This window comes from Paraburkholderia tropica (assembly GCF_014171495.1).
Lineage (GTDB): Bacteria > Pseudomonadota > Gammaproteobacteria > Burkholderiales > Burkholderiaceae > Paraburkholderia > Paraburkholderia tropica.
Genome location: NZ_CP049135.1, coordinates 346,358 through 362,632 on the forward strand (window position 1 = coordinate 346,358; position 16,275 = coordinate 362,632).

The window sequence follows — 16,275 nt, forward strand, 5'->3', positions numbered from 1 at the left end:
GCGATAGAGTCTGTCAAACCACCTCAGGAGAACACCCATGACTTCGCGCCCCGTCATCGACGACCTGTCGTCGTTCTGGATGCCGTTCACGGCCAACCGTCAGTTCAAGGCCGCGCCGCGCCTGCTCGAATCGGCCAAGGGCATGTATTACCGCACGACCGACGGCCGCGAGGTGCTCGACGGCAGCGCGGGTCTGTGGTGCGTGAACGCCGGCCACGCGCGCGAGGAAATCGTCGCGGCCATCGCCCAGCAGGCCGGCACGCTCGATTTCGCACCGACGTTCCAGATGGGCCACCCGCTCGCTTTCGAAGCGGCCAGCAAGGTCGCCGAGATCATGCCCGAAGGGCTCGACCGCATTTTCTTCACGAACTCGGGTTCGGAGTCCGTCGATACCGCGCTGAAGATCGCGCTCGCCTACCACCGCTCGCGCGGCGAAGGCCAGCGCACCAAGCTGATCGGCCGCGAGCGCGGCTATCACGGCGTGGGCTTCGGCGGCATCTCGGTTGGCGGCATCGGGCCGAACCGCAAGGCGTATTCGGGCCAGTTGCTGCCCGCCATCGATCATCTGCCGCACACGCACAATCTCGAACACAACGCGTTCTCGAAGGGCCAGCCGGCGTGGGGCGCGCATCTCGCCGAGGACCTCGAACGCATCGTCGCGCTGCATGACGCGTCGACCATCGCGGCCGTGATCGTGGAGCCGGTTGCCGGTTCGACGGGCGTGCTGATTCCGCCGCAAGGCTATCTGCAACGCCTGCGCGAGATCTGCACAAAGCACGGCATCGTGCTGATTTTCGACGAAGTGATTACCGGTTTCGGCCGTCTCGGCAAAGCCACGGCGAGCGAATATTTCGGTGTGACGCCCGACATCATCACGATGGCGAAGGCGATCAACAACGCCGCCGTGCCGATGGGCGGCGTGGCCGTGAGCCGCACGATCCACGACACGGTCGTGAACAGCGGTGCGCCGGGCGCGATCGAACTCTTCCACGGCTACACCTATTCGGCGCACCCGCTCGCGTGCGCGGCCGCGATCGCCACGCAGGATCTGTATCGCCGCGAAGGGCTGTTCGAGCGCGCAAATTCGCTCGCTCCGAAGTTCGAAGCCGCGGCGCACGCGCTGCGCGACGCGAAGCACGTGAAGGACGTCCGCAATCTCGGCCTCGTCGCGGGCATCGAACTGGATTCGCGCGACGGCGCACCGGGCGCGCGCGCCTATGAGGTGTTCGTGAAGTGCTTCGAAGCGGGCGTGTTGATCCGCTTCACCGGCGACATTCTGGCGTTCTCGCCGCCGCTGGTCGTCACGGAAGAAGAGATCGAGCGTCTCTTCGGCACCGTGCGCGACGTGCTCGCGACGGTTCAATAACGCAGCTTCGCCGCCGCGCTTCCGCGCGGCGCGCAACGCTACCGGGCGGCCCATTTCGGGCCGCTTTTTTTCGCCCTCCGCGCGGCGATTGCGCGACTTCGGCACGCTCAGGCCGGGTTGGCGCACGGTTTGGGCAAGGTTCAGGCAAGACCCGCGCCATCGGCGTATCGTGGGGTTATCGACACATTATTGCGCTGCCGGGCCGCACGCGGGCAGCGGCCGGAGGCATGGCGATGAAGACACCGATCCGCGTGGGAACGCATATCGAAGGCGTGCACTGGGTGGCCGAATATCTCGCGTCGACACTGGAAATCCGCGTGTTCCGCGAAGGCCGCGAAATCGAAACCATCGCGGCGCCCGCTTCGCTGTTCGGCGACGAAGCCGAAGCCGGTTCCGCGAGCGACGAAGCAAGCCGCGCCGAAGACGCCGCCGTGCTCGCCGTCCTCAAACATTACGTGGCCGAGCGCAATCCCGAGGAGTGACCATGACCGACGGCGCCGAACGCCTGCCCGAGACCGCCCCTTCCCGGCCCGCCGCCGCGCACGATCAGCCCATCGAAACGGATGCGCTGATCGTGGGCGCCGGTCCCGTGGGCCTCTTCCAGGTCTTCGAACTCGGGCTGCTCGACATACGCGCCCACGTGGTCGACTCGCTGCCGGTGGTCGGCGGTCAATGCGCCGAACTCTATCCCGACAAACCCATTTACGACATACCGGCGATTCCGGTTTGCACGGGCCGGCAACTCGTCGATTCGCTGATGAAGCAGATCGAGCCGTTCGGCGCGACGTTTCATCTGGGCGAGGAAGTGCAGATCGTCGAGCGGCGCGGCGATGGACGCTTCTTCGCGCAGACCTCGAAAGGCACGACATTCCTCACGAAGACCGTGTTCATCGCGGCGGGCGTGGGATCGTTTCAACCGCGCACGCTGAAAGTGAGCGGCATCGAACGCTATCGGGACCGGCAACTGTTCTATCGCGTGCGCGACCCCGAACAGTTCCGCGACAAGGACATCGTGATTTGCGGCGGCGGCGACTCGGCGCTCGACTGGGCGCTGCGTCTCGTCGACGTCGCGCAGAGCGTGATTCTGCTGCACCGGCGCGAGCAGTTTCGCGCCATGCCGGCATCGGTCGCGCAGATGCGCACGCTCTGCGAAACGTGGCGCATGCAGGCGATCATTGGCCAGATCAACGGTTTCGACGACGATGACGGCGTGCTCAAACGCATCAAGGTCACGGGCGGCGACGGCATCACGCGCTCGCTCGAACTCGAATATTTGCTGGTGTTTTACGGCCTTTCGCCGCAACTCGGGCCAATCGCGCAATGGGGCGTCGAACTGGACCGCAAGCAATTGCCCGTCGATACGGCGCGCTTCGAAACGAGCGTGCCGGGCATCTTCGCCGTGGGCGATATCAACACGTATCCGGGCAAGAAGAAGTTGATTCTCTCGGGCTTTCACGAAACCGCGCTCGCGGCGTTTGGCGCGGCGCGCCACGTCTTTCCCGAGAAGAAAATCCATCTGCAATACACCACGACGAGCACACACCTGCACGAAGTGCTGGGCGTGAACTCGCCGTCGATGGACTAAACCTGCACCGATTGCTGGGCAATCAGCCTTGCGAACCTTCGGCCGACGCGGAGTCTTCCTCGCGGAAAATGCGGTCGGCAAGATGGAACGCCGAATTGGCCGCGGGCACGCCGCAATAGATCGCCGTTTGCAGCAGCACTTCCTTGATTTCGTCCCGCGTCACGCCGTTGTTCTTCGCGGCGCGCAGATGCAGCGCGAGTTCCTCGTTGCGGTTGAGCGCCACCATCATCGAAATCGTGAGCAGGCTGCGCGTGTGACGCGGCAGACCTTCGCGCGTCCAGATTTCGCCCCACGCATAGCGCGAAATGAGCTTCTGGAATTCTTCGGTCAGATCGGTGCGGTTCGCGATCGAGCGGTCGACGTGTGCATCGCCGAGCACCGCACGGCGCACTTTCAGGCCGGCTTCGTAACGATCGTCTTCGTTCATTTCGACTCCTGCAGGAAGGCCAGCACGACCTGGTTCCATTCGTCGGCGAGCTCGACGTTCGAGATGTGCGCGGCATTCAGTTCGACATAGCGCGCGCCCGGCACCGACTCCGCCAGTTCCCGGCCTTGAGCGGGCGTTGCGGCCAGATCGTGCGTGCCCGAGATCACGAGCGTCGGCGCCTTGATCGATGGCGCTTCGCCGCGCAGGTCGGCGGCGTTGAGGGCTTCGCAGTTCGACGCGTAGCCGTCCTTGTCGGTGTGAACGAACACGTCGCGCACCTGCGACATCACCAGCGCGTTGCGCGCGATGAATTCCGGCGTGTACCAGCGCGGCAGCACGGCGGCGGCGAGCGCGAGCATGCCTTCGGCGCGCGCTTTCGCGGCGCGCGGCACCCACACTTCCGGCGTGCCGATCTTCGCGGCGGTGTTGCACAGCACGAGACGGTCGATGCGGTCCGCGAAACGCGCGCCGAGGCCCACGCCCGTGAGACCGCCCATCGAAACGCCCGCGAAATGCGCGCGCGCGATGCCGAGATGATCGAGCAGGCCGATCACGTCGCCGGTCAGTTGCTCGATGGTGTACGGACCTTGCGGCGCGGCCGAATGACCGTGACCGCGCGTGTCGTAACGCAGGACGCGGAAATGCTTCGAGAATTCGACGAGCTGGGGCGTCCACATCGATACGTCGCTACCGAGCGAGTTCGACAGAACCAGCCACGGCGCCGTGCTGTCCTGCGCACCGTCGATGCGGTAGAACAGCTGCGTGTCGTTGACGGCTGCATAAGGCATGCGGTTACTCCTGATGAGTCTGCGATGAAGAATGGGGCGAACGCTGGGCGTACGACGCGAGCACCGCGTCGACGAACGCGTGCGCTTCGCCCACGTAATTGGCGGGGTCGAGCAGCGCTTCAAGACGATTTTCGTCTAGATGCTGCGTGACGGCGGGATCGGCCGCGAGCACGTCGTAAAGCGTGCGTTGCGATTGCACCGCCTGTTTCGAGGCCTTTTCGACGAGGTGATGCGCGTCGAGGCGGCCAATGCGGTCGCCGAGCGCGAGCATCACGGCCTCGCCGAGAATCAGCCCGTGCGTGACGTCGAGATTGGCCGCGAGACGTTCGGTGCGCACTTCGAGACCGCCGGAAATCTGTTCGATCTGCGCGAGCGCGCCGCCCGCGAGACGCGCGAGTTCGGGCAGCGCGTCCCACTCGGCTTGCCAGCCGCCGAGCGCGCGCTCGTGCTCCTGCACCATCCCTGCGAACACGGTGGCGACGAGTCCCGGCGCGCGCGTGGCCGCCGTGAGCACCGCCGCGCAGCCGACCGGATTGCGCTTGTGCGGCATGGTGGACGAACCGCCCTTGCCTGCCGCCGCCGGTTCGCCGAGTTCGCCGATCTCGGTCTGCATATGCAGCGAGATATCGCGCGCGATCTTGCCGAGCGTGCCGATCAGCATGCCGAAAAACGCCGCCGCTTCGGCGATGCGATCGCGTTGCGTATGCCACGGCAGCGTGGGCTGCGCGAGGCCGAGTTCCTTCGCGAGATCGGCGCTCACCTTCGCGCCCGCGTCGCGCAAGCTCGCGAGCGTGCCCGCCGCGCCGCCGAATTGCAGCACGAGCGCGCGTTCGCGCAAGGCCGCAAGACGCTCGCGATGACGCAGCAGCGTATCGAGCCACTGCGCGAATTTGAGGCCGAGGGTGATCGGCAGCGCCTGCTGCAGCCACGTTCGCCCGACCGCGGGCGTCGCGCGGTGTGCGCGGGCGAGTTCGGCCAGATTGGCGCAGGTGGCGTCGAGGCTCGTGTCGATCAGCGCGAGCGCGTCGCGCAGTTGCAGCACGGTCGCCGTGTCGATGATGTCCTGGCTCGTCGCGCCCCAATGCACGTATTTCGCGGCCTCGGGATCGGCCTCTTTCACGCGCGCGGTCAATTGCTTGACGAGCGGGATCGCCAGATTGCCGCCGAGCGCGGCGTCGCGAGCGAGCGCGTCGGCGTCGAGACGATCCGCGCGGCACGTCGCGACGATCGCCGCCACGGCCGTGTGCGGAATCACGCCATGCAGCGCCGACGCGCGCGCGAGCGCCGCTTCCACGTCGAGCATGCGCTGGAGCGTGGCCTCGGTCGACCACGCGGCGTTCATCGGCTCGGTGCCGCAAATGAGGCTCGTCAGGCGTTCAATCATGGATCGATATGAAAAAGTATGGATGCGATGCACGCAAACGCAGAAGGCGCGGCGCCCGGCGACTATTGCCGCCGGACCCGCGCCACGCTGGTGTTCATCTGCGAGAGTTGCGCGCGTTGCCGCAGTTTACGCCGCGCGGCGATTCTGCGTCGCGTCGATCAGCGGCACGCCGGCAAGCTTCTGCAGCGCGTCGAAGTCGATATCCGAATAGATCTCGCGCACGGCGAGACCGTCCGGCGTCACGTCGAACGCGGCGAGGTCCGTGTAGATGCGGCCCACGCAGCCCACGCCCGTGACCGGGTACGAGCATTCGCTCACGAGCTTGCTTTCGCCCTGCTTCGTGAGCAGTTCCATCATCACGAACACCTGCTTCGCGCCGAGCGCGAGATCCATCGCGCCGCCCACGGCGGGGATGGCGTCCGGTGCGCCGGTGTGCCAGTTCGCGAGGTCGCCCTTCACCGACACCTGGAACGCGCCGAGCACGCAGTAGTCGAGGTGGCCGCCGCGCATCATCGCGAACGAGTCCGCGTGATGGAAGAAGGCGCCGCCGGTCAGCAGCGTAACGTGCTGCTTGCCTGCGTTGATGAGTTCGTCGTCTTCCAGACCGGGCGCGGGCGCCGGGCCCATGCCGAGCAGACCGTTCTCGCTGTGCAGGAAGATTTCCTTGCTCGGATCGAGGTGGTTGGCCACCAGCGTCGGCACGCCGATGCCGAGATTCACATAAGCGCCCTCAGGAATGTCCTGAGCCACGCGTTGAGCCATTTCGTCGCGATTCAACCGTTTCATTGCATAACTCCGTAGCTTCAGGCGGCCTGAGCGGCTTGCAGCGCGGCTTGCGCGGGCTGCGGCACTTCAACGACGCGCTGCACGAAAATGCCCGGCGTCACGATGTTTTCGGGGTCCAGCGCGCCGAGTTCGACGACTTCCGACACCTGCGCGATCGCAACCTTCGCCGCGCTCGCCATGATCGGGCCGAAATTGCGCGCCGTCTTGCGATAGACCAGATTGCCCCAGCGGTCGCCCTTGTACGCCTTGATCAGCGCGAAATCGGCGTGCAGCGGCGCTTCGAGCACGTAATGGCGACCGTCGATCAAGCGCGTTTCCTTGCCTTCGGCCAGCTTCGTGCCGTAGCCCGTGGGCGTGAAGAAACCGCCGATGCCGGCGCCCGCCGCGCGGATGCGCTCGGCGAGGTTGCCTTGCGGCACGAGTTCCAGCTCGACTTCGCCGGCGCGATAGAGACCGTCGAACACGTACGAGTCGGTCTGGCGCGGGAACGAGCAGATGATCTTGCGCACGCGTTTGGCCTTGAGCAGCGCGGCGAGGCCCGTGTCGCCGTTGCCGGCGTTGTTGTTCACGATCGTGAGCTCACGCGAGCCTTGCGCGATCAGCGCGTCGATCAGTTCCGCCGGCATGCCGGCCGTGCCGAAGCCGCCGATCATCACCGTGGCGCCGTCCTGAATGTCGGCGACGGCGGCTTGAAGCGAGTCGAAAATCTTGTTGATCATGCCTGTTCCTGAAAGCGATGCGCATCGCGGAAAGTCCACGCCACTCGATCGCGAAAAAGTTCTATATACGAACACTGATTCGTTTAGCGAACGTCCAGCGCATTATCGGAGTGCCCAGGCGCGATTGTCAAGGCGGGACTTCCTTAGGGCAGGCCCGAAAGCGCGCCGATTCGTCAGCGGAAATAGCGTGCATCCGTATCCCACAATGCACCGAAATGCCTGCGCGCGGCGGCAAGGTGGCGTCGATCCGTCCGATCCACCGCCTCGCCCGGGCACATACCCCAATATCTCGAATCCGCATGTTTGCACTATGGTTTATCCCGTTTAGACATAGTGTGGCGCGGCTCGCGCGCTTCCCATGCAAGACCTCGACCTGAATCTGATCCCCTATCTCGTCGCGATGGAAGACACGCGCAACGTAAGCCGCGCCGCCGAACGGCTCGGCGTGAGCCAGCCGCGCGTAAGCACGGCGCTCGGCAAGCTGCGCGAGTATTTCGGCGATCCGCTGTTCGTGCGCACCTCGCGCGGCATGGAGCCCACGCCGCGCGCGCTCGGGCTGATTCCCGCCGCGCGCGACGCGCTCATCCGCATCGAAAAAGGCATGCTCGAAGATCAGGCCTTCGATCCGGCCACCAGCACGCATACGTTTTCGATCGCGTTGTCGGATGTCGGCGAAATCGTGTTCCTGCCGCGGCTGCTGCAAATGCTCGCCGAACGCGCGCCGCATGCGAATCTGCGCTCGGTGTCACTGCCGCCCAGTCAGGTCGAGCGCGGCCTCGAATCGGGCGACATCGACCTCGCCGTGGGCTACTTTCCCGACCTCGGCGGCAATAACTTCTTCCAGCAGCGGCTCTTCACGCATCGCTTCATCTGCCTGATGCGCAGCCAGCACCCGCTCGCGGGCAAGCCGATCACGCTCGAACAATTTCTCGCGCTCGGTCACGCCGTGGTCCGCGCCGAAGGACGCAGCCAGGAAGTGCTCGAGCATTTTCTGGAGAAGAAGCGCCTGCGCCGCCGCGCCGTGCTCGAAACGCCTCACTTCATGAGCCTGCCGTTCATTCTCACGCGCACCGATCTGATCGCGACCGTGCCGCACGCGATCGGCTTCGCGTACGTCTCCGAGCATGCGTCGATCACGCTCGTCGAGCCGCCGTTGACCCTGCCGCGCTTCGATCTCAAGCAGCACTGGCATCGCAAGTATCACAATGCGCCGCGCGGCGCGTGGCTGCGCAGCGTCGTTGCCGAACTCTTCAACGACGCGATGGACGAGTGGCCGAAGTAAGCGCGGCCGCCGCGCGTTCGCACATTCGCGCTCGCACGGTCACGCAGGATTCATGAAACAATGCGCGTTCGTGGCGCGCCGAGCGGGCGTCGGCCACATGACCGGAGCCGATGCATGAGCGACACAAAGAACACTGAAAAGAAAGGCAAGAAACGCCCGTCGAAGGACGCTGTCGAGATCGCCGCGCGCCCGTCGCGCAGCGAAGCGGAAGACGCCGTGCGCGTCCTGCTGCGCTGGGCCGGCGACGACCCCGCGCGCGAAGGTCTGATCGATACGCCGTCGCGCGTGGTGCGCGCCTATGAGGAATTCTTCGCGGGTTATCAGCTCGATCCGCGCGAGATCCTGTCGCGCACGTTCTCGGAAGTCGACGGTTACGACGAGATGATCGTGCTGAAGGACATCCGCTTCGAAAGCTACTGCGAACATCATATGGTGCCGATCATCGGCCGCGCGCACGTGGCGTATCTGCCCGAGCATCGCGTGGTGGGTATTTCGAAACTCGCGCGTCTCGTCGACGCGTTCGCGAAGCGTCTGCAGATTCAGGAGAAGATGACCGCGCAGATCGCTGACACGCTCAACGACGTGCTGCAACCCAAGGGCGTGGGCGTGATTCTCGAAGCCGCGCATCAATGCATGTCGACGCGCGGCGTGCACAAGGCGGGCGTGTCGATGGTCACGTCGCGCATGCTCGGCACGTTCCGCACCGACCCGTCCACGCGCCGCGAGTTTCTCGCCATCGTCGGCAATCCCGGCGCGATGAGCGTGGCGAATACCTGATCGAGCGATCAGACGGACGCCGCGCTCGCGGCGTCCTTCGCGGTGCTTACCCGCGCTGTTTGAGCGCTTACTGGCCGTCGTTGCCGCGCTCGATTTCGCGGATCTTGCCCTGGCGCACGCTGCTGCCCGGCGGCACGCTATGCGTGAGCCAAACGTTCCCGCCAATCACCGAACCCTTGCCGATGGTCACGCGGCCGAGAATCGTCGCACCCGCGTAGATCACCACGTCGTCCTCGACGATCGGATGGCGCGCGTTGCCCTTCACGAGCGTGCCGTCGAGATCGGCCGCAAAACTCTTCGCACCGAGCGTCACCGCCTGATAGACGCGCACGCGCTCGCCGATGATCGCCGTCTCGCCGATCACCACGCCCGTACCGTGGTCGATGAAGAAGCTCGGACCGATCTGCGCGCCGGGGTGAATGTCGATGCCGGTCGCCGAATGCGCGATCTCGTTGATGAAGCGCGCGAGTAAAGGCACGCCGAGACGATGCAGCGCGTGCGCGAGCCGGTGATGCGTCATCGCCCAGACGCCCGGATAGCAGAGCAGGATTTCGGTGATGTGCTGCGCGGCCGGATCGCCCGTGAACGCCGCCTGAATGTCGCTCACGAGCAGCGCGCGAATGCCCGGCAACTGATGGCCGAACTCGCGCGCCACTTCGAAGGCGCGCTTGCGCAGCACGTCGTCGGCGGCGTCGGCGTATTCGGGCAGGAAACGCAGCGCGCGGCGGATCTGTTCGGCGAGCAGACGCAGCGTGCTTTCCAGCGTATGGCCGACGTAGTAATCGACGCTCTCGTCGGTCAGGTCCGGCGCGCCGTAATGCGTTGGAAACAACGCGGCACGCAGACCCTGCACGATATTGCCGACGGCGTCGCGCGAGGGCAATTCGCGGATGCCGAGCGGATGGCGCGTGCGGTGGCGTTCCTCGCGCGACGCGCGCAGGTCGGCGACGATCTGTTCGAGGCCCCAGTCGGGGCTGGCAGGTGTGGACATGGTGATGCGCAGGCGGCGACTTGGGCCGCACAGAGGAGTGTATCGACCCCAGAGATTACCGCTTTTCGAGAGAGTTCGCCGAGGTCCGCCGTGGCATGGCGCGCGGATTCAGTCGCCGCGCGAAAACTGCGCGGAACGTGCGGGAAGTGTCAGAGCGTGACGCTGCTGGCGTCGATCCAGCGCACGGCCCAGTCGCGTGCGTGCGCGATAGCGGCTCTTTCGTCGTTAAAACGGAGATCGGACGGGAAAAAACGATTGGCAACGAGTTCGCCGTCGCTGGAACGCGAAATCACGACATAGGGTTGATACGTACCGTCGCCAGCACGCGCCGGCGCACAGTTGAGCAGGTAACCGCGATGCGTGAATGCAGCGTCGAAGTGCATGTGTCTCGTCCGGCCCTGACTGCCTCGTTCGATTATTGTCAGGCGCGTGCAGAATCGATGCGGCAAAGCCACAGCCCGGCCGTGATTTCAGGCCGTTAATCTAAAGCGCGCCAACTCGTTGAAAGAGGATCATACTCCGAGGAAATACGGCGATCCAACGAAAAAAATGCAAAATCGCTGGAGGCGTTCTCCTGGCGTACCGGCTTGATTTTCGGTCCGATTCCAGTGTCCAGAAAGACGTGGAACGCCAGTTGCTGAAACGGGGTTGACCCGGCCTGCTGTTTTCGGCCCCGCCTCTTTCACGGAGGGCATCATGAACCAATCCGACCGAACCGATGCCGCGCAAACCGCGCAACCGCGCAGCGCCGAACTGCACAACGACCGCACGCACGACAGCACGGTGGACACCGACGGCAAGAATCGCGAAGCCGCGCGCCTCGCAGGCGCCGGCCACATCGGCCCCGACGAAGTCACCACGAGCAACGCCACGCTCGACAACAGCATGCCGGAAGCGAACGACGGCCTCGCGGGTTTCGACAGCCGCGGCGGCGCGCATCGTCATCCGTTCGCGCCGCAGGCGGATTTCGAAGCCGTCGACAAGGGCATGGCGCCGCCGGCATCGCCTGTCGCCGCCGACGAGCAGTTCGCCGATTCACCCGAGCGCGGTACGCGCCGCAGCCCAGGGCGTCTGCATTACGCGATCAATCATCTGCGACCGACGCGCATCGTCGAATTGCATCGTAAAACGTAATGGCGGATAGCCCGTCGCACGCATGACGACATGATTTCGTCATGCGGTTTTGTCATGCGCGCGTGAACGCCGATTAAAAAATGTCGGTCAAAAACGTAATTGACCCACCTTAAACGGCATAAAACTGCCGTCCACTTAACCCTGTCTGTCATTTTTGCCATTCGCGCGCCGCGGCTTCGACGGTAAAATCCCGCCGCCTTCGCTGCTTTATTACCGATTTTGATTAAGCGAATTACAGAATCGGTAAAGAAAGCGGAAATCCAGTGCCGTTTTTCGGCGACGAAAGCGGGTCGCGGCTCGCGCGCAGCGGCACTTTTGTTCAGTCGACGGTGAATTACTCGCCAGGGATTTTCCCGAAAGGCGGGCAAACCCCTGGCGCAAAGCCCACAGCGCCGGGGGATAAAGGCGATCGTTACGGAATTTAGTGATAAATTGTTACATCATAAGAAGCGAGGCCAGTGCCCGCCCGGGCGCTGGTAGCGGACTGGCCCACCGCAGACGGAGAGTGTTGACGTGCCTCTACATTTCATTGAGCAGATGTCGCCCGTGCTCGACGCGCCCGAAGAGGCCGCGTGGTTCGACGCGGTGTCTCAGCTCGCCGTTTCGTGGGGTTTCGGCCAGGTCATGCTGGCGATCCTGCCGCGCGCCGGCATGCGGCTCGAGGACGCGTTCATCCGGACGAATTACTCGGCCGCGTGGCGTCAGACCTATAACGACCATGGGATGGCGTATTTCGACCCGACGGTGACGCATTGCACCACGCGCTCGTCGCCGCTGATCTGGTCGCCGGAACTGTTTGCCACCGAGCAGCAGCAAACCATGTATGAAGAAGCCCGCTCGCATGGGCTGCGTGCAGGCATTACGCTGCCGATCCATGGCCCGCGCCAGGAAACCGGCATGCTGTGCTTCGTCAACGATGTTAACCCGTCAGACAAGTTCTGGCAGGACGTCAACCGTGCGCTGCCGAACCTTGTCCTGCTGCGGGATCTCGTGCTCGACACGAGCCAGCGTCACCTGAACGATCACGCCCAGTCGCTGGTTCCCAAGCTCACGCCGCGCGAAAAGGAATGCCTCAAGTGGACTGCCCTCGGCAAGTCCACTTGGGAGATTTCGCACATCCTCAATTGTTCCGAGGCCGTCGTGAACTTCCACATGAAAAATATCCGCGGGAAGTTCGGCGTGAACTCACGGCGCGCGGCAGCCGTGATTGCGACGCAGATGGGTCTTATTGACCCGGGCTAAGCATCATCGGCGCCTCGGGACGCCGCAGGACGCGCTCCGCACGGCCGAGATCGCCGTCCGAAATCGTTTTGTTGAAGTACAGACCCAGCAGGATCGACACCGGCGGCGGAATCTCCGCGCCCGATTCGAAACGGCTGCCGCGCGACTGCGTCACGCCGAAACGCGCCCAGAAGCGGCGCTGGCTTTCCTTCTTCTTTTTCCGATACGCGATGATCAGGACACGGTCGATTACCGACGACAGGTCCCCCGCGTTATGAAGGGAATTCGTGCCTGCCTGCCATTGATGATTGTCCAGAAGTTCCATTTTGACCTCGCTGTCAGATATGCCTGATGAGTGACTGCCGCCCAGCCATTCTCCAGAACTGACCCTCCCTGCGCACCTACCTATCTGGATAGGTGTTTTTTTATATTCATAACGCATAGCTTTCGATCCATACCGCTGCCCCTCCACAAGTTCAAGGGAGAGTTGTCATGCAAGCTGCGATCCGGATCGGACTGCGTCAAGAGTTCGCCAACGAAGACATCAACGAGATGTACCGACTGCGGGCGCGGGTTTTCCGCGACCGGATGGGCTGGGATATTCCCACCATCGCCGGCATGGAAATCGACGGGTACGACGCGCTCGGCCCGCATTACATGCTGATCCAGGACGACGAGCGGCAGGTGCGCGGCTGCTGGCGCCTGATGCCGACGGACGGTCCCAACATGCTGCGCGACACCTTCCCGCAGCTGCTGCACGGCGAATCGGCGCCCACGGGCCGCCATATCTGGGAATTGAGCCGTTTTGCCATCGAAACGGGCAACGATCAGGCTTTTGGCTTCGCCGAACTGACCATGCACGCGATCCAATCGGCGATCCAGTTCGCCGACCGCATGGGCATTTCGCGCTATGTGACGGTGACCACCACGCCGATCGAACGCATGCTGCGCCGCACCGGCATGGAGATCACCCGCCTCGGCGCGCCGATGCGCATCGGCGTGGAAAATGCCGTTGCGCTCGACATCGCCATGAGCGAGCAGACGCATAACGCGATCTTCGGACCGATGGCCGCGGCCGCCTGACGCGCGCCTCGAAAGTCTCCGAAACCACTCCGGCCACCCCGGATTTCGCGCCCAGGCTCGCGACGCAGGCGTCAGGCATCATACGCTTTTGTCTGACGAATTGCGTCGAAGACGGCAGAAAACCGTCGCAGCGGGCGAGCCTGGCACGTAAATCCGGGGAACACGGCAACCGCACGGCAACCGTTTTATCGGCGCTCGTCGATTTTGCGACGGCCGTTTACCGTCATTCGGGCTGCGCCGGCGAACTGGCCGGCGCCGCTTTTGTGGCGGATTTGCCAAACCGGATGTGCGAAATGCGGCGTACGCACAACGCCGCCAGCAGCGCCGCGAGTCCGGTCAGGCCGATGCCGAGGTGAATCGCGTCGACCAGCACGTGCCGCACCGCCTCGATGAGCGCCGCGCCATCGAGGCCCGCGGCCTTCATCTGCGTGGTCAGGCCGTCGCGCAACGCCGGATCGATCAGCACGCGCGGGTCGGACAGCTGCGGCTGCCAGCGGGCCGCGCCCGGCGCGCCGAGCACCGCGAGCGCGTCGCCGATGCCGGCCGCGTAGCGATGGTTCACGATCGTCGCGACGACGCTCGTGCCGAGCATGCCGCCCACCATGCGCGTCGATTGCAGCAGCGCCGTCGTGATGCCGAAACGTTCGCGCCCGGCGATCTCCTGGCCGAACACGTTCAGATTGTTGAGGATAAAGCCGAGGCCGATGCCGACCGCGCCCATCGACAGTTCGAGCCACAGATGCGCCGTCGTGCGCGTCGCGAACGCGAGGCCCACGGAGGCCACCACCAGCAGGCCGAAACCCACGGTCAGGATCGACGTGGGTTTCTTCAGGTGAATCACGATGCGCGTGTTGACCAGGCTCCCGAGCGCGATGCAGGCGGCGATCGGCGTCGCGAGCAGCCCCGCGACCTGCGGCGACAGGCCGAAGCCGCCTTGCAGCAGCAGCGGCGCGAAGAAGATCAGTGAGAACATCACGAAGCCCGAGAGGACCGAGAGCGTGAAGAGCGTGACGAGCTGCGGATCGCGAAACAGGTCGAGCGGGATGATCGGATGCGTCGCGCGCCGCTCGCAGATCAGCAACGCCACTGCCCCCACCGCCACCAGCGCGATCAGGGCGAGATTGCCGGTCGTGAAGCCGTCCTTCGGCACGCCTTCGATCACGGTCTGAAAGCCGCCGAGCACGACCGCGACCAGCGCCGCGCCGGTCCAGTCGATCTTCACCTCGCCGGTGCGTGCATGGCGATAGTTCGGCAGATGCGCCCAGATGAAATACAGCGCCAGCACGCCGACCGGCAGATTGACCATGAAGGTCGAGCGCCAGCCGAAATGCTCGCTGAGCCAGCCGCCCAGCGACGGCCCCGCCGCCGTGCCGATGCCGTAAGCGGCCGCCATCACGACCTGCCAGCGCACGCGGGCGCGCGGATCGGGAAAGAGATCGGGGATCGACGCGAACGCGGTGCCCACCATCATGCCGCCGCCCACGCCCTGCAACGCGCGCGCGGCCGCGAGAAACGGCATGTCGGTCGCCAGTCCGCACAGCACCGAAGCCACGGTGAACACAATCACGGCGGCGAGCACGAAGCGCTTGCGGCCAAAGTAATCGCCGAGACGGCCAAACACCGGCACCGTCACCACCGAGGCCAGCAGATAGGCACTGGCGATCCACGCGTAGTACTCGAAACCGTGCAGTTCGGCGACGATCGAGGGCAAAGCGGTGCTGACGACGGTCTGATCGAGCGCGACCAGCATGTTGACGAGGCCGATGCCGAGCATGGCCAGTAGCGCGTCGCGAAACGGCAAGGGAGTGTGGGTAGAGGTCACGGCGGGGATTGCTGCGGCGCGCAAGGACTAAAGAGACGCAACGATAGCGGCCTGACGGTGTGCGCGCAACCAGACCATTAAGCGGAACGTGCAGCATCTGTCAGTTTATCCTGACAGATGCTGCACGTGGCCGTCTGACGCAGAGGTCTTGATCCGACTGCACTCGCCTTCCATCTTTCATACAGCGACACTGCATCTTTGTCAGTGATCCTTTAAGCTCATTGGAGATCGCGAGATGCCGCACCGGCCGCCGATGTCCGGATGCGCGCAGCCGCGCCTGTTTTCGGGCTCATTTACGCGGAGGTTCCATGTACAAACGCATCCTGGTGGCGGTGGACGGCAGCGCAACGTCGCGCCGCGCATTCGAAGCCGCGCTCGAACTCGCCAAGGCGATGGGTTCGACGCTGCAACCGTTCTATGTCGTTGAAAACACGCCGATGTATTTCGACGCGCCCGGTTACGACCCGTCGATCCTGCGCAATCAGATGATCGCCCAGGGCAACGAACTCGCCGAGCAAATGAACAAGCTGATGAGCGAGCGCGGCGTGTCCGGCGAAATGCTGACCGGCGAAGCCTCCTCGCTCGACGACGTGCCGACACTCGTGCTCGATGCGGCCAAAACGAGCGGCGCCGATCTGATCGTCATGGGCACGCACGGACGTCGCGGTTTTCAGCGTCTGATTCTCGGCAGCGTGGCCGAGCGCTGCGTGCGTCAATCGACGTTGCCGGTATTGCTGATTCCGAGTGCCGCGAGCGCGGTTAATATCCCGGAATAATATCGAGATAATCGAATAAATCATGCATTTCAGGTAGCACTTGCGCCTTGTCATTTGCCGCGAAAGCGCCTTCTGACAAGGCGCAAGCGGTTTCATCTCAAAAGCGCGTCCTTTTGCCGCCATTTTGAGATTCA

18 protein-coding genes are annotated in these 16,275 nt (G+C 64.3%); 9 read left to right on the forward strand and 9 right to left on the reverse strand.

Features of this window, described 5'->3' with window-relative positions:
- Positions 1-37 precede the first annotated feature (37 nt).
- The 3 genes from aptA to G5S35_RS16305 all read left to right on the forward strand — a co-directional run bounded on the left by aptA (position 38) and on the right by G5S35_RS16305 (position 2,951).
- Positions 38-1,366, forward strand: coding sequence for an omega-aminotransferase AptA (gene aptA, locus G5S35_RS16295; protein WP_065058927.1), 1,329 nt, complete (start codon positions 38-40; stop codon positions 1,364-1,366).
- Between the two features lie 233 nt (positions 1,367-1,599).
- Positions 1,600-1,848 (forward strand): hypothetical protein, encoded by a 249-nt coding sequence (locus G5S35_RS16300; RefSeq protein ID WP_065058968.1) that lies wholly within the window; start codon positions 1,600-1,602, stop codon positions 1,846-1,848.
- A gap of 2 nt (positions 1,849-1,850) precedes the next feature.
- Complete coding sequence (locus G5S35_RS16305; protein ID WP_183039210.1) at positions 1,851-2,951, forward strand: NAD(P)/FAD-dependent oxidoreductase; 1,101 nt, start codon at positions 1,851-1,853, stop codon at positions 2,949-2,951.
- A 22-nt stretch (positions 2,952-2,973) separates the two neighbouring features.
- On the opposite strand, the gene pcaC is transcribed toward G5S35_RS16305, so the two are convergent.
- From pcaC to G5S35_RS16330, 5 genes are all read right to left on the reverse strand, one after another.
- Positions 2,974-3,378 carry a 4-carboxymuconolactone decarboxylase gene (gene pcaC / locus G5S35_RS16310; RefSeq protein ID WP_074985748.1) on the reverse strand — a complete coding sequence of 135 codons (405 nt, stop codon included), beginning with the start codon at positions 3,376-3,378 and terminating at the stop codon, positions 2,974-2,976.
- Complete coding sequence (pcaD, locus tag G5S35_RS16315; RefSeq protein WP_124261768.1) at positions 3,375-4,166, reverse strand: 3-oxoadipate enol-lactonase; 792 nt, start codon at positions 4,164-4,166, stop codon at positions 3,375-3,377. Before pcaD ends, pcaC begins: the two co-directional genes overlap by 4 nt.
- A 4-nt stretch (positions 4,167-4,170) precedes the next feature.
- Entirely contained in the window at positions 4,171-5,550 is a 1,380-nt protein-coding gene (locus tag G5S35_RS16320; protein ID WP_065058931.1) for a 3-carboxy-cis,cis-muconate cycloisomerase, read from the reverse strand.
- 126 nt (positions 5,551-5,676) lie between these two features.
- Complete coding sequence (locus tag G5S35_RS16325) at positions 5,677-6,336, reverse strand: 3-oxoacid CoA-transferase subunit B (protein WP_065058932.1); 660 nt, start codon at positions 6,334-6,336, stop codon at positions 5,677-5,679.
- Positions 6,337-6,353: 17 nt separating this feature from the next.
- Positions 6,354-7,055: a 3-oxoacid CoA-transferase subunit A gene (locus G5S35_RS16330; RefSeq protein WP_074985751.1), complete on the reverse strand. Its 702-nt coding sequence runs from the start codon at positions 7,053-7,055 to the stop codon at positions 6,354-6,356.
- A gap of 358 nt (positions 7,056-7,413) precedes the next feature.
- Between G5S35_RS16330 and G5S35_RS16335 the strand changes: the two genes are divergently transcribed.
- Both G5S35_RS16335 and folE read left to right on the forward strand, forming a co-directional pair.
- On the forward strand, positions 7,414-8,337 hold the full coding sequence (locus G5S35_RS16335; RefSeq protein ID WP_065058934.1) for a LysR family transcriptional regulator: 924 nt from the start codon (positions 7,414-7,416) through the stop codon (positions 8,335-8,337).
- A 114-nt stretch (positions 8,338-8,451) separates the two neighbouring features.
- On the forward strand, positions 8,452-9,114 hold the full coding sequence (folE, locus tag G5S35_RS16340) for a GTP cyclohydrolase I FolE (protein WP_221224358.1): 663 nt from the start codon (positions 8,452-8,454) through the stop codon (positions 9,112-9,114).
- 67 nt (positions 9,115-9,181) lie between these two features.
- Here the strand turns inward: folE and epsC are convergent, their stop codons facing one another.
- Both epsC and G5S35_RS16350 read right to left on the reverse strand, forming a co-directional pair.
- Positions 9,182-10,105, reverse strand: coding sequence for a serine O-acetyltransferase EpsC (gene epsC / locus G5S35_RS16345; protein ID WP_065058935.1), 924 nt, complete (start codon positions 10,103-10,105; stop codon positions 9,182-9,184).
- Positions 10,106-10,254: 149 nt separating this feature from the next.
- Positions 10,255-10,488: a hypothetical protein gene (locus tag G5S35_RS16350; RefSeq protein ID WP_183039211.1), complete on the reverse strand. Its 234-nt coding sequence runs from the start codon at positions 10,486-10,488 to the stop codon at positions 10,255-10,257.
- A 313-nt stretch (positions 10,489-10,801) separates the two neighbouring features.
- Here G5S35_RS16350 and G5S35_RS16355 point away from each other — a divergent pair, with 313 nt between their 5' ends.
- Both G5S35_RS16355 and G5S35_RS16360 read left to right on the forward strand, forming a co-directional pair.
- The gene (locus G5S35_RS16355; RefSeq protein WP_065058937.1) at positions 10,802-11,239 is read left to right on the forward strand and encodes a DUF3005 domain-containing protein; all 438 of its coding nucleotides are present in this window, start codon (positions 10,802-10,804) and stop codon (positions 11,237-11,239) included.
- Between the two features lie 537 nt (positions 11,240-11,776).
- Entirely contained in the window at positions 11,777-12,481 is a 705-nt protein-coding gene (locus G5S35_RS16360) for a helix-turn-helix transcriptional regulator (RefSeq protein ID WP_065058938.1), read from the forward strand.
- Here G5S35_RS16360 and G5S35_RS16365 read toward each other — a convergent pair.
- Positions 12,465-12,785 carry a helix-turn-helix domain-containing protein gene (locus tag G5S35_RS16365; RefSeq protein WP_065058939.1) on the reverse strand — a complete coding sequence of 107 codons (321 nt, stop codon included), beginning with the start codon at positions 12,783-12,785 and terminating at the stop codon, positions 12,465-12,467. The two genes, G5S35_RS16360 and G5S35_RS16365, sit on opposite strands and share 17 nt — an antisense overlap.
- 167 nt (positions 12,786-12,952) lie before the next feature.
- Between G5S35_RS16365 and G5S35_RS16370 the strand changes: the two genes are divergently transcribed.
- Entirely contained in the window at positions 12,953-13,543 is a 591-nt protein-coding gene (locus tag G5S35_RS16370) for an acyl-homoserine-lactone synthase (RefSeq protein ID WP_065058940.1), read from the forward strand.
- 223 nt (positions 13,544-13,766) lie between these two features.
- Here the strand turns inward: G5S35_RS16370 and G5S35_RS16375 are convergent, their stop codons facing one another.
- Positions 13,767-15,317: an MFS transporter gene (locus tag G5S35_RS16375; protein WP_065058941.1), complete on the reverse strand. Its 1,551-nt coding sequence runs from the start codon at positions 15,315-15,317 to the stop codon at positions 13,767-13,769.
- Between the two features lie 356 nt (positions 15,318-15,673).
- Between G5S35_RS16375 and G5S35_RS16380 the strand changes: the two genes are divergently transcribed.
- Positions 15,674-16,141 (forward strand): universal stress protein, encoded by a 468-nt coding sequence (locus G5S35_RS16380; protein ID WP_183039212.1) that lies wholly within the window; start codon positions 15,674-15,676, stop codon positions 16,139-16,141.
- Positions 16,142-16,275: the final 134 nt, after the last annotated feature.